Here is a 17790-nt window from a genome sequence, read left to right as displayed (position 1 = left end):
TCATTCCCCTTTCTTCAGCATTGCCCAGAACTCGTCGAACAGGTACATATTGTCGTCCGGTCCCGGTGCTGCTTCCGGATGATACTGCACGGAGAAGATCGGCAGCGTCTCGTGGCGCATGCCTTCAACCGTACCATCGTTGACATTGATGTGCGTGACCGTCAGCGGCAGGTCCTTGAGGGATGCCTCGTCGACGGCGTAGCCGTGGTTCTGCGAGGAGATGTAGACATTGCCCGTGCGCAGGTCCTTGACCGGCTGGTTCGTGCCGCGATGGCCGAACTTGAGCTTGTAGGTCTTCGCGCCCATCGCGAGTGCCAGCAGCTGATGGCCGAGGCAGATGCCGAAGATTGGCTTCTTGCCGATGAGCTTCTTGACCTCCTCGACGATCTCCGGCACGTCCGCCGGGTCGCCAGGGCCGTTCGAGAGGAAGATGCCGTCCGGATTCATGGCGAGCACTTCCTCTGCCGTCGTGTGCGCCGGCACGACCGTGATCTTGAAGCCGAGGTCGTGCATCGACTTGATGATGTTCTGCTTGACGCCGAAGTCCATCGCGACGACAAACGGCGCATCTTCCTTCTCGCTCTCGAGCGTGTAGGCCTCAGGCGTCGTGACTTCCATGACGACGTCCTTCTTGATGGGCACGGCGAAGAGCTCGTCAATCTCCGTCTGCGCGGCGTCTTCCGGGACAATGATGCCCTTCATCGTGCCGGCGTTGCGGATCTTGCGCGTGACGGCGCGCGTGTCGACATTGTAGAGGCACGGAACGCCCTGCTTCGTCAAAAAGTCCGCGAGGCTCGTCTCATAGTGCCAGTTGCTGCCGTGCTCGCAGAGCTCGCCGATGACGAAGCCATTGACGAACGACTTGCGCGACTGCATGAAGATGTCGGCGATGCCGTAGTTGCCGACCATCGGGTAGGTCAGCGTCAGGATCTGGCGGCAGTAGGACGGGTCCGTCAGGCTTTCCTGATAGCCGACCATGCCGGTATTGAAGACAACCTCACCCGTTGCCTTGATATTGTTCAAGAGTTCCCCGTGGAATACGCTGCCGTCTTCCAGGATCAATTTTCCTTTCACTCAAAACACCTCGCTAATCAGAGAACCACGCCGTCTTTCATGACGACCTTGCCATCGACGATCGTCAGGACCGGCTTGCCCGTGAGCTCGCGGCCGACAAACGGCGAATGGCTGCCTCTCGTGTAGAACTTCTTCGGGTCGACCGTCCAGACAAGGTCCGGGTCGATGACCGTGACGTCGGCGTTCGCGCCGACGGAGAGCGTGCCGGCATCGAGCTTGAACGCCTTAGCCGGACCCCACGTCATCTTCTCGATGATCGTCGGGATGTCGACCTTGCCCGTCTTGCAGAGGTCCGTGAAGAGCACGCCGATGGCCGTCTCGAGGCCCGGGAAGCCGCTTGGAGCGTAGATGTACTCGCGGTCCTTCTCCTCCTGTGCGTGCGGGGAATGGTCCGTGACGATGGCGTCGATCGTGCCGTCCTTGAGGCCCTCGACCATCGCGTCGACATCGCTCTGCGAGCGCAGAGGCGGGTTTGTCTTCGTCGAGCTGTCGTAGAGGTTGACGCACTCGTCCGTCATCGTCAGGTGATGCGGCGTGACCTCCGTCGTGACGCGGATGCCGTGCTTCTTGGCCTCGCGCACGAGCTCAACCGAGCGGCCCGAGCTGATGTGGGCGACGTGGACGCGCGCACCGGCATACTCCGCGAGCAGGATGTCGCGCGCGACGGCGATATCCTCGGCGACCGTCGGGCGGCCCTTCATGCCGAGCATCGCACTGCAATGGCCTTCATTCATGACGCCGTCCTCGACGAGCGACGGCTCTTCCTCGTGGTTGATGATGACCTTGTCGAACGTGTGCAGGTAATCGTAAGCATTCAAGAGGACCTTGGCCGTCGGATCGAAATGGCCGTCATCGGAGAACGCGACAGCACCTGCTGCGACCATGTCGCCGAGCTCTGCGAGCTCCTGGCCCTTCTGCCCCTTCGTGACCGCACCGATGATGCGGATGTGGACCTTCGCGACGTCCTCCGCGCGCTTCTCGAGGCTGCGCACCAGAGCGGCCGTGTCGACGACCGGCTTCGTGTTCGGCATCGTCGCGACCGTCGTGTAGCCGCCGGCTGCCGCTGCCTTCGAGCCGGACTCGAAGTCCTCTTTGGCCTCCTGGCCTGGCTCGCGGAAATGCGTGTGCATGTCGATGAGGCCCGGCGTGACGATCTTGCCGGCTGCATCGTAGACTTCTGCACCTTCTGCAGAAAGATCCTTGCCGACGGCTGCAATCTTGCCATCCTCGATCAGCACATCAGCGACTTCGTCAAAATGCTCTGCCGGATTGATGACCCGGCCACCTTTGAGTATCAGTTTCATTCCTGTTTGCCTCCCGTCAGAACCAAGGTAAAGAGTGCCATGCGGACTGCTACGCCATTCTGGACTTCTTCCTGAATCGCGGAGTTGTCGCCGTACGCGACGAACGGTGAGATTTCCCATCCTTTATTCATCGGGCCCGGATGGAGGACGAGCACATCGTCCTTCGCGAGGGCGAGGCGCTCATTGTTGAGGCCGAAGATGCGGGCGTATTCGCGCGTCGTCGGGAAGAGACCGCCCTTCATGCGCTCGAGCTGGATGCGCAGGACTTCGATGACATCCGCGTCCTTGATCGCATCCTCGATGCGCTCGTGCACGACGATGCCCGGCTCCTCGTAGAGGAAGCGCGGCAAGAGCGTCTTCGGGCCGGCGATGTGGACTTCCATGCCCATCTTGCGCATGCCGTAGATATCGGAGCGCGCGACGCGGCTGTGCAGGACGTCGCCGAGGATGGCGACCTTGAGGCCTTCGAGATGACCCTTGTGCTGCTCGATCGTGAAGAGGTTCAGGAGACCCTGCGACGGATGCGCATGGGCGCCGTCACCCGCGTTGATGATGACCGGGCTCACGACGCGCGAGGCGTACTCCGCCGCGCCCTCTGCCTTGTGGCGCATGACGATGGCATCGACGCCCATCGCCTCGATCGTGTAGAGCGTATCGCGCAGGCTCTCGCCCTTGACGATGCTCGAGGAACCCGCCGTGATGTTGACGACGTCCGCGCCGAGGTACTTGCCGGCGAGTTCGAACGACGTGCGCGTGCGCGTGCTCGGCTCGTAGAACAGCGTGACAATGGATTTGCCGCGCAGCGTCGGGACCTTCTTGATGTCACGATGGATGATGTTCTTCATTTCCTTGGCCGTCTCGAGCACGAGACGGATCTCCTCCGCCGAGAAGTCAGCGAGTCCGAGGACGTTCTTGCCCCGTAAGGATACATTTGTTTTCCCCAAGTTGATCACTCCTTAAAGAATCCGCTAGAAATGGTCCATTGTCTTTTTCAGCCCCTGATATGCAGAAAAGGAGCTCCCTATGCGTATGCATAAGAAAGCTCCTGGCTTTACGTAAGCTTATGACGTTACTTTGTGGCTCCCTTTATGCGCATCGCAGTACGCATCTTAAAAAGGCAATTTTCCTTTTTCAACTGTGTCATTTGACTGTAGCTATTATATCGTATCTTGAACTGAAACGCAAGGCAGATGAGAAGATTTCCCTCTGCCATTTTGCGTTTCCTGCGGTATATGTTCGATACGATCTGCTCGCGCTCAGATGTTGAACGGCGTGAAGAGTTTGCGGATGTAGTTGCGCGCCTTGTTCATGACCTTGATGACCGGCTCCATCATCTTCGGCTGGCGCACGACATAGTGCATGACGCGGCGGCGCAGCTGACGGTAGTCGGAGTCGAAGTCGCGCAGCACGTCCTCCATCTCCTTCTCGACCGAGACCGCCGGGATGTTCGACGGAATGATCTCCGCCGTGCGGCCCGTGATCTTCGCGAGATCGCCGCGGAACGGCACGTAGCACTCGATGCCGAGCTCCTTCTGGATGCGGCTCTTGAGCGCGCCCTGCGCCGTCGCTTCGCCGTGGACGATGAAGATCTTCGCGGGCTTCGGGCTCGTGATCTCGCCGAGCCAGCTCATGATCTGGTTGGCGTCGGCATGAGCCGAGAAGCCGTCGAGGCTCTTGATCTGCGCCTTGACCGCGATTTCCTCGCCGAGCACGCGCACGCGCGTGATGCCGTCGATGAGCCGGCGGCCAAGGCACCCCTCCGCCTGGTAGCCGACGAACAGGATTGTCGACTCCGGACGCCAGAGGTTGTGTTTGAGATGATGCAGCACGCGGCCCGCATCGGCCATGCCCGACGCTGAGATGATGATGGCCGAGCCTTCCGACGAGTTGAGTGCGCGCGACTCCGCCGCCGTCTCACAGAGACGGACCTGCGGGAAATCCGGCACCTTGCCATTCTTGCCGAAGACCTTGAGCGCATCCTCGTCGAAATCGCGGAAGTTCTTGAGGAAGACGCGCGTCGCATTGATGGCCAGCGGACTATCGATGATGATTGGGATGTCCGGGTCGAGGCGTCCCTCACGGTGCAGCCGGAAGAAATAGTAGAGAAGCGTCTGCGTGCGGCCGACAGCAAACGACGGGATGATGAGGTTGCCGCCGCGGTCCATCGTCTCATTGACGATCTCAATGAGCGCCGTCTCCTTGTCGTAGAGCTGGTGCAGGCGGTCGCCGTACGTCGACTCCGTGATGACAAAGTCGGCGCCGTGGATGATTGTCGGGTCGCGCAGGATCGGCTGGTCGGGCTGACCGAGGTCGCCCGAGAAGACGAGCTTCGTCTCCTTGCCGTTCTCCTTCACGTAGACTTCGAGGATGGCCGAGCCGAGGATGTGGCCCGCATCGCGGAAGAAAACGCGCAGGTTGTCGGACAGGTGCAGTTCCTGGTCGTATGGGACCGGAGAGAACTGCTTGAGCGCGTCGAGCGCGTCGTTGATGCCGTAGAGCGGCTCGACCGGCGCATCGCCGCGGCGCTGTCCCTTGCGGTTGAGCATCTCAGCGTCCGACTCCTGGATATGTGCCGAGTCGGGCAGCATGATCTTGGCGAGGTCGCAGGTCGCCTGCGTCGCGTAGACCGTCCCCTTGAATCCCTCGCGCACGAGCTTCGGCACAAGGCCGCAGTGATCGACATGCGCATGCGTCAAGAGCACGCCATCGATGTCCGCCGGATTGAACGAGAACTCCTCGTAGTTGTACTCACGGATGCGCTTTGAGCCCTGGAACATGCCGCAGTCGATCAGATAGCGGTCCTCGCCCGTCTCGAGCAGATAGCAGGAACCCGTGACCGTATGAGCCGCACCTAAGAATTCGAGTCGCATAGAAATGCCCCCTTATACAGTTGTGATACATTTGTATTGGTTGTCTTCCTATTAGATACACATTGCTCTTATTGTCTCTTACCTGTAGTATTCGCACTCATACGTTCGGAATCCTCTTTTGAACAGAAAGATTTTTTATTCTCCCAAAGTCCTGCAACAGCAAAAGCCCTCGTACGGATCCCCAAAGGAATCCATACGAGGGCCAGTCTTTATGCAATCTGCTTAGCGTTTGACATTCTTGAGCTCAACTCGGAACTCACTTGCAAGACGGTTGAGTCCGTTGTCCTTGTTGAGTGCAGGGTTCTTCGTCGCACCATTCTTGAGCGCCGTGTAGAGGATCTGGGCGAAGTCGTTGCGCGTGAGCATCGGATTGTTCGCCGGGGCTTCGACGCGGCAGTCCTTGAGCGCACCCGCCTTCGCGACAAAGTCGTAAGCCCAGTGGTTCTCCGGCACATCGGGGAAGAGGTCCTCACCGCTGACCGGCGCAGCCGCAGCAGCTGGAGCGGCCGCCGTCTTCTGCTCCGCGAGCTTCTCGAGGATGGCCGTCTGGCGTGCCAAGAGTTCCTTGAGCTCGTCATTCTCCGCCCGCGTCGAATTGTCGACCGATGGCAGATACGCCGCCACGATCGGCACCTGCTGGCCGCTGGCCGTCGTCGTCACAGCCGTGACCGGCTGCGGCGTCTTCGTGCCCTCTGTCTGGCCAGTCGGCTGCGTCGTCTGCGTCGGAGCTGCTACAAACTGTACCGGAACTGCCTTCGTTGCTGCCTGCGTGCGCATGTGGCCGGAGTCCTTGCCCATCTTCCACGTGATGCCGGCGTTGACCATGTTCTCGCCGCCGCCAAAGCTTGCGCCGACCGACATCGTCGTCGTCTCATCCGGATGGTAGTACATGCCGACAGCCGCCGCACTCGCGCCGCGGTAATTGCCGAAGCCCGCCACGAAGTCGACCTTGTCGTCCGGATCATAATTGCCCGGATGCAGGGCCGCCAGAGCAGCCGCCCCCGCGCCGACGCGATTGATGCGCGAGTCGAGACGGTTGACCGCCCGGTCGAGCTGATTGATGTGCGCCGCATTCTGGCCGATGACCTCGCCTTGTCTTGCCGCCAAATCATTGACCTGCTTGACATTGACCGCATCACCGTCATCCTTGCCGTCACCGACATTGCGGATGACCTGACCATTGGCATTGACGCCCTTGTCGTCGACATACGTCTTGCCGTTGACCTTGAGCGAGTCGCCCGTCAGAGCCGACTGATCGCCGACTTTGATGCCGTCCTTGTTGACGACCGTATCGCCAGCCGTGAAGGAGTCGGACTTGATGGAATTCGCCTCAATCGAGCCTTCATTGCCCTTGATCGTCAGGTTGCCGAGATTGATCTGGTCTTTATTCAGGCCAATCTTGTAATCCGTGCCGCCCGAGGTATTCTTGCTCTCGCTCAGCGTCAAGTTCGTATCCGCCGTCGACACCGACGAATGCTGTCCAGCCGTCGTGTAGATGTCGTTCATGCGATTGTTGAGCTTGCCGATGGCCGTCGTCGCACTGTCGCCGTCGGCGATTTCCTTGCCCTTGACCCCACTATACACATTGTCGCCGACTGTCGTCTCCACGCGCTTGTCAAGGTTGTTGATGGCATCGACCGTCGAAGTCGGACGACCGTCTGCATTCTTGACCGTATCGTTGAGCTTCGCGACATCGCCGAGCTCGTCAGCCTTGGCCACGTTGTTGATGACAACCTGACCCTTGACATCCCCCGGCTTCGTCCCGTCGCCAGAGACGACATTGATTGCGACGCTGTTCTTGTCGATGGCCTTGCCATCAAGGCCCTTGCCCAGGCCGACATTATAATTGCCAGCCTGGATGTGCTGCTCATTCTGAGCCGCCGTCGCCGTCGCATTCTCGACCGCCTGCTGCAGCTGGTCCTCGGTAGCGGCACGGCCGCTGACAGCTCTGCCATTCCAAGTCCTATTAGACAGCCCCAAAATCGTCTGCTGGCCATCGTTAGCCTCAATCTTGATACCGTTGTCGCCACCGACGACAACGCGGCCATCTGCCACCGTCGTATTGCCCGTCTTGACCGTCTCTGCCTCGACATCTTTAGCCGTCACTTTGCCCTCAGTACCATAGATATGAACCTTGTCAAGGTTCATGTGCTGCTTATTGAGGCCGAGCTTATAGACCGTCCCACCATCTGCATTCGTTGTCGTGCCGTCGATGGTCACGTTGTTGTCACTATCGACGGACTGTACTTTCGTATGCTTCTTGGCTTCCGTCACGGCATTCGTGACATCGCCGTTGACCTGCTTCAGGCTATCGTCGACCTTCTGGTTGACCTTGTTGACGGCCTGCACCACGGTAGTCGGACCGCCGTTAGGATTCTTCAGGTTATCCGCCAGCTCACCGACCGTACCGAGTTCCGATGCCTTGGCCACATCATTGATGACGACCTGACCGTCGACTGCACCTTTGGCATTGACCACGTCGATGGAGACACTGTTCTTGCCCTTCGGGTCCGCGAGATACTGTCCATCCTTATCCTTGCCGACACCATAGGTGCCCTTCCGGATATGGAGTTCACTGTTAGAAGCCTGCGTCGAAGCATCCGAGATGGCCTTAGCCAGCTGATCCTCCGTCGCAGCGCGGCCGCTGACCGCCGTACCATCCCAAGTCGTATTGGCAAGTCCCATGATGGTCTTCGCTGTGCCATTTACCGTGACACCGCCGATGGAAGCCGTGCCAGCGGTGCTGTTCAAGGCAATCTTCTTGGCAGCATCGCCCGTATTGTCCAGTACGATGCTGCCAGCCGACACTTTGCTGGCGCCAATCGTCAACGAACCTGCCTCACTGAGGTCGATGTCCTTGTTGAGCTTGACCTTGATGGCACCCGTCGGGCCGGCATTATCGGTGTAAGCCACCGTCGAGATGTTGCCCTGCTTGACAACCGTACCGTCTGCACCATAGGTGCCATCACCCTGGATAGCAATCGTACGTCCCAATGTCTGGGAAACTTTCTTCTCACCACCATTATTGGCACCTTCATCAGCCGTCAGGCCGAAGCCGCCCGTTCCCGTAGCTGCCGAAACCTTATCAATGGCTTCTCGCAACTGGGCTTCCGTAGCCGCCCGCGTGCCTTCATAGTTGGACTGATCCCATTTCGTATTCGAGAGGCCCGTGATGTAGTATCCCTTATCCGGATTAGCACCGCCGCCGTTCTGGAGGCCAATGGTCAGATTGCTGGCACCACTGCCGAGGCCGGTGAATGCAATCGTATTCATGCCGGTGAGACTTGAATTCAACGCATAGGTGAAATTCGTGCCATCCTGCGTCAGGATCATATTATTCCCCGCAATGAAGCCGACTTTCGAACCAGCCGTAATGGACTGTAAAGTGCTACCGTTATTCTGGCCACTGCCAACCTGCGAAGACTGTGCCGTCCACGAAAGACTATTCAAGACACTCGTCAGATTTGTTCCCGTGACAAGCCCATCCGTCGTGCCAGTCAGCGCGGCCTTTCCATCTGTAGTGGTCAGACTAGCCGTCTGTGCCGTATAGGATACCGTAGCACCCGTATTGGTCGCATTCGTGACCTTCTGCTGCAATTCATAGAGCAGGCTGCCATTGATAGCATCCTGCGAACCGGCATCAACCGTGCCGTTAGCTACACCTGTAATCGTATGACCGCCGTTCTGCAAGCCCTGCTTATTGAGCACCACATCAGTGGTCGTACCTGTTGCCGTTTTCGTCGCATCGTGGAGACGGATTTCCGTCGCATGCTGGGTCAGGCTGTTGCCATCCTTATCGGATACCTTCAGGCCCTCACCGGTTAAAACTGCTGTATTATCCTTCTGATCCTTTGCTGTGACACTCGTCATATTCTGAAGATCTGTATTCAACGCATAGGTGAAGTTTGTACCATCCTGCGATAAGCTCAGATTGCTACCTGCATTGAACGTGATTGTAGAACCAGCGCTTACTTTTTGCGCACTCCCAGTCGCATTTCCTGCTTGGATGGTCCAATAAGCACCGTTGATGGCATCTTTGACTGCACCTGTTGTCGTCAGGCCATCACCATTGGATGTAATCTTGCCATCCGCTCCAACCGACAGTGTATTCGTCACTGCATCCACCGCAACCGTTGCATTGCCAGTCGTACTGTCAACCGAAAGTGTTGCCGTTGCATACTTGCCACCTGCATACGAGACAGTCTTGCCCTTGCCGATATTCGCTGTCAGGTCTGTCCCCGAGGCATTCTTGCCAGCAATCGTCCATCCTGTAGTGACGTCAGACTTTACTGCCTCCAACTGAGATACATTGACCGCATCGTTCGGATTGGTACCATTCGCTACACCTGTAACCTTCTGGTTGGCTGCATTGATACCATTATTGGTGAACTTCGGCCCATTCTGAATTGTAAGGCCATCAGCACCAAGACTCATATTGCCGTTGGTGATGCCTGTCTTGTTCATGAGCGTACTGCCAGTCGTGACACTGCCGTTTTCGCCAAGGTTGATATCCTTATTGAGTTTCACCGTCAGCGTAGCATTGCCATTCGTATCGGTCGAGGTGACAACACCAACATTGTCATTGGACAGATTGTCCTTCGCAACTTTCGTAGTATCCACATCGCCCACGATATTGAGTTGCTTATCCAGACGAGACGTTACCGCCTCACCGTAGTTGCCTTTTGTCTTGAAGCCCGAAGCCGTGGTGCCTGCCGAAGCTGTCTCGATGGCTTTTTTCAAATCGCCAATGGTAGCTGCATTGCTTTCGACAGTACCACCGCTGGCTACATTGGTGATCTGTTTATTCCCAGCATCAATGCCACTCTTCAGGACCTTTGGGCCGCCCGTGATGGTCAGGCCATTGGTGTTGAGTTTGCTTTCGCCGGTCTGAACCTGGTTCAGAGAAATGCTGTCTTTCAGGTCATAGGTCACTTTGCCATCGGCTGTAACATCTGCCATGGTGTTCGTACCACCAGCGAAGTTGATGCCGTCCGACAGTTTACGTGTTGCCTTATCGGCACCGTCAGCCTGCAACTTCAGGTCGTTTACCGAAACCGTATAGGTCTTTACGTTATTTGCATCAGTCGGAGTGCCAATGGTCACATTGTCGCCAGCCGCAAGGACAACGGCGTCCTTCGCCTGAGCCTTGATGGCGTCATTGGAGATGCTAAAGGAGACTTTGCCATCAGCCGTGACACTAGCCGTAGTATTCGTGCCATTCTGGAAATCCAGACCATCTTTCAGGGCTACGCCAGTACCTACTTTCGTACCATTCTGCGACAGACTCAGATTGTCTACATTCACTGTGTAAATCTTATGGTTATCCGTAGAATCTGTCGCAGGCTTGCCAACTGATACATTGGTGCCAGCCTGGACTTCTGTCGTAGCTGCTTTGACCTGGCCGACATTAGCAGCGTCGGTATCCGACTCGCCTGCCGTTACCTTATGGATCTGCTGATTGTTGACGTCGATATTGCTCTTCGTGAAAGTCGGACCGTTGGTGACTGTCAGGCCATCCGTATTGAGTTTTGAATTCCCTGTGGTAACAGACTTGATACCAGAAATGTCATCTGCCAGTTTGAAGGAGACTTTGCCGTTTGCTGCTGTCGTGACAATTTGATTAGCCGTACCGGTGAATGCAGTTGCCGTATTCATGGTGTTGGAGCCAGCAGTATCATTGTCGCCGCGGTACTGGACTTTCAGATTTGCCGGGATCTTGCTGTAGTCCACCTTGATATCGTACGTATGAGTATCGCTGTTAGGCGAGCTGTCGTTAATAGTGACACTCTGATCAGAAGAAGTCACAGTCGTGCGTCCTGCACTGACGCCGGACTGGGATGCCAGGCCGGTAATCTGGATGGTCTTTGGCGTACCAGTCGGATTCTTGTCATCTACCACATTCAGCGTGACCGTACCATTGCTGTCAACGGCATAAGCCTGATCATGGGTCGTTCCTGCACCAACAAGATGATAGTCGCTGAGGCTATACTTCTCCAAGATTGGATTCAGATTCAAGTCTACCGTGCCACCGCCCAGTCGGGTCATGGTCACATGGTTGTTTTCCGCGCCGACTGCCGCACTGGTGATGTAGTCGTCCTTCAAGCCGGAGATGGTGGCTGTAGAGCCATCATTCATGGTCAGTACTGCACTGCCGTTCATAGTCGCATTCCCTTGAGCATCCATATAACTTGCCGTACCGGAGGAAACCTTCGTATCCTTCAGGCCCCTAATGGAGGCCGTTAGTCCGTTAGTCCCCGTGAGGGAAGCCGTACCATTGCCGTTTGTATCATAGCTTACGGTGCCGCCGGTGATGTATTTATCCTGTGCCGCCGTGATACCGCCCAGGTCGGACAGGTCCAGCGTCTGTGTTTCGCTGTCATTGCGCTTGAACGTGACTTTCTTGGTTGTAGCATCTTTAGAGACTGTCGTATAAGTATCGGTCAGTCCAGTGGTAGTCGTGTTGCCGTCAGCATCCTGCAATGTCAGCGTAACAGCATTGCTGTCAGCGGTGGCTTTGGTAGCCGCACCCGTGGCATTGAGCTTATTGTGCGTAGCTGTAACCGTGAAGGTCTTGAGCGTACCGTCTGCATTCGTTTCCGGCGTAACAGTCACATTTTTGTTGTCGCCCGTTACATTGACAGCCTGTACTGCCTGTTTCTTGATGGCAGCATCGGACACATTAAACTTGATGGTGCCATTATCCCCCACCGTTGCCGTCGTATTGGTGCCATCAGCAAAGACAAGGCCATCTGCCAAATGGACGGACTTCTTCTCACCGGAAGTCGTCTTAACAGCCAGGTCATCCACATTGACGGTGTAGATATTCTGGCCGTTAGTACCCGCTGTCTTCGTGACGGAGGCCACGTTGGTACCATTGGTCACTTCAGAAGTCGCTTTGGCAGCAGCCTTGTTGAGCGCCTCAGTAGAAGCACCGTCCAGATCTCCCAGAGACAATGTCTGTGTCGTTCCGTCATTCCGAGCAAAGGTGACCGTATGGGCCGTTCCGTTCTTGGTAACAGTGGTATAGGTATTCTTGAGGCCGGTGGACGTAACCGTATTGCCGTCTGCATCCGTCAAAGTCAAGGTCACATTGTCGTTATCCCCTGTTGCCGCAGATACCGTGCTGAGCTTGTTATGGGTGGCATTGATGGTCACCGTGCCATCTGTACCGACAGTTGCCGTGGTGTTGGTGCCGTTTTTAAAGTTGATACCGTTATCCATGGTGACAGTTGCTGTATTCGTGCCATTGGCTTTGAGGGCCAGGTTCTTGGTATCGATGGTGACATTGCCATTGGCATCGACGGAACTGGTGGTATTGGTGCCGTTCTTGAAGTTGATGCCATTAGCTAATGCCACGGTAGTGCCCGTTCCATTGGCTTTCACTGCCAGATTGTCCACATTCACCGTATAGGTATGGTGTCCATCAGCATCTATATCAGCCAAAGTGGTATTCGTGCCCTGGGTCAACAGGGTACGAGCAGACTGCAACTGCTTAACATTAACCGCATCTGCATCTTTCGTACCTGCCGTCACATTATGGATTTGCTGATTGGCTGCATCGATGCCGCTGCTGGTAAATTTCGGACCATTGGCAATCGTGATGCCTGTGGTATCCAGGGTAGTCTTTACGGTTCCATCAGCACTAGCCAATGTCATCTGGCCACCGCTGGTCCCGGTGCCGTCCAGCTTGATGGTTTCTTTATAGCTTTCCCCATTGCCTGAGCCCAACTGAGCGGTGTTCAGGTCCTTGAGATTGCTGGCCAGCTGGACATGGAGTGCGTTGGCATCTTTGTCGGCTATGACAGCGATGTTATTGCCGGTGAGCTTGGCAGCGTCCACGGTATAGGTCGTCGTGCCATCTGTAGTCGAGGCGGTGACGGCGTCACTGCCACCGGTGATAGAGATGGTCTCATTGGATCCCCGGGCTACTACGTTCTGATCGTCTGCCGCAGTAGTCTTGCCAAAGGTGGAGTTGTCCCCGCCAAAGCGGATCTGCCGGGTCAGAGCGTAGAGCTGGGAACCATTGACGGCGTCAGTGCTCGTGGCGCTCACTAGGCCGGCCGCTACGTTTTGGATGCGGCGCTCAGCACCAGCGCTACCGACAGTGATGGCACCAGTCGGGTTGCTGCCGGCATAGGTGTAGCTCGTACCATTGCCATAGGTCTCATCTGTATTGTACGAATTCATGCCGGCAGTCGTGCCCTTGGCTTCCATGGCCTGCACTCTCAGCTTGTACAGGTATTTTGCTTCATACTGGGCCTTGATCGTCGCTTTGTCTTCATCCGTCGCAGCAGCTTTGTATTCATCCGAGGCTTCAGCTGCGGTATCTGCCTTTGTCCTGGCTGCATCGATGGCATCCTGGGCAGGCCCATTCGGCTGGACATAAGCAGCATGATTGCCCAGGTAGACCGAGTTGCCCAGAGTAGCTGTCACATTGCTGCCGAGAATCTGGGTGTTGGAGAAGTCGACTGTCGTATCCTTGTTGGCATCCACTGTGTTGTTATAGCCAAGGATAGTCACATCCTTGATATTGTTGGTCTTGCCGTCATCCGAGCTCTTGCCCTGCACCGTATTGCCGGAACCTACAATGGCAATCTGTGACAGCGTATTTTGATGGCTGGACGTGCCGCCTGCCCCGCCATCGATTGTATTACTGCTTCCCTGCACAGTGATATCCTGCATGACGTTGTATTTGACATTCTGATTTAAGGTGTTGCTATTGCCAGTCAGATAGATGCCAGTCAGGGCATTCGTCGTATCCTGGTCGGATACCGATGTGATGGTATTCTTATAGCCAGAAACGCCACTCTGGATAATAGATTCCCATTCACCGCTGAAACTATTGCTGCTGCCTAAACCATAGACATTGTTGCCAATCACTGTATTATCTTGACCAATGGCCATAGAATCTGTGCTGTAGGCCTTGCTGCCCTTGCCAATAGCCACTGCATCAACACCAGAAGACAAAGCTTCCTTGCCGATGGCAGTGCCATAGTTGTATTTGACTGTAGCCGAATAGCCCAAAGCTACGCTTTCATCACCAGCTGTCGTAGCGAGATTGCCGATGGCAACAGAGCGCGCACCAGTCTTGCCCGATTTTGTATCCGTCGTATAAGTCTGTGCACGAGTACCGATGGCCACCGAGTTGTCGGCCTGAGCGGTTGTCGATGTACCGAGAGCGATGCTGTTCTCCCCTTCAGCGGATGTGTTGTGTGTCGTCGTCTTTCCAGCAGCATCCGTCGTCGGGTTTGGTGCTGTTCCGATGGCAATGCTGCGGAGGCCTGTAGCATAGACGTTGTTGCCCACGGCCAAGCTCTTCACGTTGGTCGCATTGGCATTGGGACCAATCGCCATAGCGTCGGCTTTATTGGAAGTAGCACCTGTATTATCTTTATTCCCGCTCAAGTTATCACTGGACTCGCTGATGGAGAAGTAATGCGTCTTTGACGAATCAATCGTCGTATTCAGATCGGTAAACTTCTGCTCAAAATAATCCTTCGTCAATCCGACTTTTGTATCCGTCGCCTGCAGGAGTTCGTTCAGTGAGTTCAACTGGCCTACCGTAGCCGCATCGGAATCAAACACGCCATCTGCCACATTGGAGATGCGCCGTGTCAAGGTACTGTTACCCACGGAGATGTAATGAGAATCTGCTTGAAGCGGTTTATAGGTAAACGCTGATTTAAACTGATTGCCATTGGCATCGTAAACATAATTGACAGTCGTTCCATCCACCGTAACTGCCTTTACTGTTCCCAAGGTCGAAACAGCAGGTGCTGATGATCCATTGCCGATTGCAATATTTCCATCTGAAGCACTCGCATTGTGACCAAACGCAATACTTTCCGTATCATTGGCCTGGGCTGTATCACCAAGTGCCAGTGAATACGTTCCGCTTGCTTTTGCTTTATCGCCGATGGCTACTGCATAGTTAGAAGCGTTTGCTTCGTTGCCCAGTGCCGTAGAATACATGATGTTGGCCGAGTTTTTCTGATAGTTGGCATTGTAACCGATGGATACGTTGTAACCGTTCTGGGATTTGTCGTCACTTGCATAGTTGATGCCATACCCAGCCTGCGTACCGATGGCAATATTGTAACTACTCTTTACATTACTGCCAGCTCCTTCACCAATGGCCACGTTCTGCATACCGGAGACATTGTTGCCGGAGCTGGTGCCGATGGCAATCAGCGAGCCCGCATTCTGAGTTTCGCCCTTTCCTTCACTCGTGTCGACACCGGCTTCATAGCCGAGAGAAATCGATTTATCGGCATTGGCCGTGGCTTTGTTGCCGATGGCTACCGCATTGTAGTTGTTGGCTGTAGCAGACTGGCCAATAGCAGTAGAGCTGCCCGATGCAGTGGAACTTAATCCAATGGCATTGCCACCTTCTACCGTCGTCGTAGCGCCCTTGCCGATGACGACAGAGTTTGCACCAGTAGCGCTAGTGTCCTGACCGATGGCAATGGTATCTGCCGAAACGGTCTTGGCGCTGGTACCCATTGCAATGGAGTCCGCAGCACCACTGCTCACAGCAGCACCCTTGCCTAGGGCCATAGCATTGTTGGAAGAAGCCCCTACTGTGGCGCTGCTACCGATTGCCATAGCATCGGTGCTCTGAGAGACCGTCGCGCTCTTGCCGATAGCTGTAGAAGAATCAGAAGCACTGGTCTTCGCCCCTGTACCAATGGCCACGTCATCCGACTTCACCACAGCCTGATAGTTTCCATCGGTGTCATTCTCTATCGCTGCACCCTTGCCCAAAGCAATGGATGTATTACCTGCACTGGACGCATTGGTGCCGATAGCAACACTGTCTACACCGCCGGCAGCCTTGATATTATAGGTCACATTGTCGACTGTTTTCGTCGTATCTTCTGAACCTGTCACCGCGCCATTACCGATGGCTACGCCGCTGGTGGCTGTTTTATTGATGGTCGCGCCTTTGCCGAAAGCCATGGCATTGGATGCCGTATCTACAGTGGCGCCGGTACCCAAAGCTGTAGAGTCACTGCCGCCCTCGACTTTTGCGCCATTGCCGATGGCGGTACTGCCACTGATGGCAGTCGTCGAACCAGAAGCGTTGAGCACCTGAGAATTGTAGCCAAGTGCTACCGACTGATCGCCGTTAGCTTTGGCGCGGTCACCAATGGCCGTACTGCTCGTGCCGCCAGTAACGGTTGTTGCGGAAGTCGTCGCATCCTTCGTCTTTTCGCCGGCCTGAGCACTTGGGCCGATGGCGACGGAGTTGGTACCGTTGGCAGCCGCATCCGCAGCATATGTTTTTGTATTATCGTTATTGGTCGTTATCTCCGGATTAACCTTGAAATATTTATTCAGCTTCGAGGTATAGCTCTTTGAAGTGTCATCCGCATCCAGGCCAAGGGCATTGACAACGTTCAACAGATTTTGATCCAAAGAAATCAAATTCTTTGCAGTACTTTGATCTGCACGGATATATTGGCCGCTGGCTGGGCGCAGTTCCTTGTACATCGTGCCGCCCGAAACGAGATTCGTATCCCCAGAAATAATCGTACCATCATTGTTGGCGCTGATGGTGTACGTCGTCTGTCCCGTCGTTGCATCACTAGTCGATGTGATAGTCACACGATCCCCCTGCGTGATTATCGTGGAGAGTCCTGTGATGACTTTCCTGCCTGCGTCCGTGATATTGCTCAGGTCCTTCAAACTGGTGATATCACTTGTGATGAACGTAATCTTAGTATTGAGATTGGTATTGTTTGTCGACACAGTATTAGACAGAGCGGACAATCCAGCTGCATTATTTTTGACCTGTGTATCCAGTTTGCTCAGATTGCCCGCTACTGTCGTGCCAGATGTGATTGTTCCAATTGTAGTGTTCAGCGTAGAAATCGCTGTCGTATTAGTTCCAAGCTGGATGTCCAAGTTCTTCAGATTGTCGGCTGTAGAATTATCTGGGCTGACATAGGTCAACCTCTCAGATGTAGCAGCGATAGGACGCAGTTCTTTGTAGATATCTTGACCAGCAATCAATTTTACATCATCTGCTGCAACTTTTCCGCCGCCTAGAGCCGTCCTCCAAGCGGTCTTGTTTTCGCCGGACAAGTTGGACGCATCGACTTTTGCATCTTCGACAGTTGTCGGGTCTGTCGCTGTAGTCGTTGTGCCAGCCGCCCATCCGACTGGCAGGCTGGTGCCCATGGCAAACAGGGCGATGAGGATGGAGGTCGTCAGGCGGTCGTGCCGGTGCTGGGCAGTAAGGCTCTTTGTCTTGCCGCGGCTGTGCACGATTTCTGAGACGACCTGGTAGAGATTCCTTGCGCGATTATAAATGACTTTGTAGACTCTGTTCATTGTAACCATCCTTTGCCATTTGTGTTATTCGATTCTTAGATTCCCTCTTACATGATTAGAAGTGATGCCCTATGCAGCACAGGTCAGCAGGCCGCAGAGCTCTTATCCCAGCATTATCTTTCTAGTGACCTATAATGCCGATTATATTTTTCTGCCATTTAGGCAGAATTTTATAGTCGATTCTTATTATAGCACAAATCGTTCTA

At 55.2% G+C, this 17790-nt stretch carries 5 protein-coding genes; all 5 read right to left on the bottom strand.

Features of this window, described 5'->3' with window-relative positions; all coding sequences use genetic code 11:
- Window positions 1-1074: a glutamine-hydrolyzing carbamoyl-phosphate synthase small subunit gene (gene carA / locus MITSMUL_RS03005; protein WP_005839816.1), complete on the bottom strand. Its 1074-nt coding sequence runs from the start codon at window positions 1072-1074 to the stop codon at window positions 1-3.
- A gap of 17 nt (window positions 1075-1091) precedes the next feature.
- Complete coding sequence (locus tag MITSMUL_RS03000) at window positions 1092-2378, bottom strand: dihydroorotase (protein WP_005839815.1); 1287 nt, start codon at window positions 2376-2378, stop codon at window positions 1092-1094.
- Window positions 2375-3322: an aspartate carbamoyltransferase catalytic subunit gene (locus tag MITSMUL_RS02995; protein ID WP_040635369.1), complete on the bottom strand. Its 948-nt coding sequence runs from the start codon at window positions 3320-3322 to the stop codon at window positions 2375-2377. Before MITSMUL_RS02995 ends, MITSMUL_RS03000 begins: the two co-directional genes overlap by 4 nt.
- A 312-nt stretch (window positions 3323-3634) precedes the next feature.
- Entirely contained in the window at window positions 3635-5248 is a 1614-nt protein-coding gene (locus tag MITSMUL_RS02990; protein ID WP_005839812.1) for an MBL fold metallo-hydrolase RNA specificity domain-containing protein, read from the bottom strand.
- Window positions 5249-5470: 222 nt separating this feature from the next.
- Window positions 5471-17584 carry an ESPR-type extended signal peptide-containing protein gene (locus tag MITSMUL_RS02985; protein ID WP_169627130.1) on the bottom strand — a complete coding sequence of 4038 codons (12114 nt, stop codon included), beginning with the start codon at window positions 17582-17584 and terminating at the stop codon, window positions 5471-5473.
- Window positions 17585-17790: the final 206 nt, after the last annotated feature.

The sequence above is a fragment of the Mitsuokella multacida DSM 20544 genome, from assembly GCF_000155955.1.
GTDB classification, from domain to species: Bacteria; Bacillota; Negativicutes; order Selenomonadales; family Selenomonadaceae; genus Mitsuokella; species Mitsuokella multacida.
Note: the sequence above shows the minus strand (reverse complement) of the source record. Positions and strands in the feature narration are given on the sequence as shown.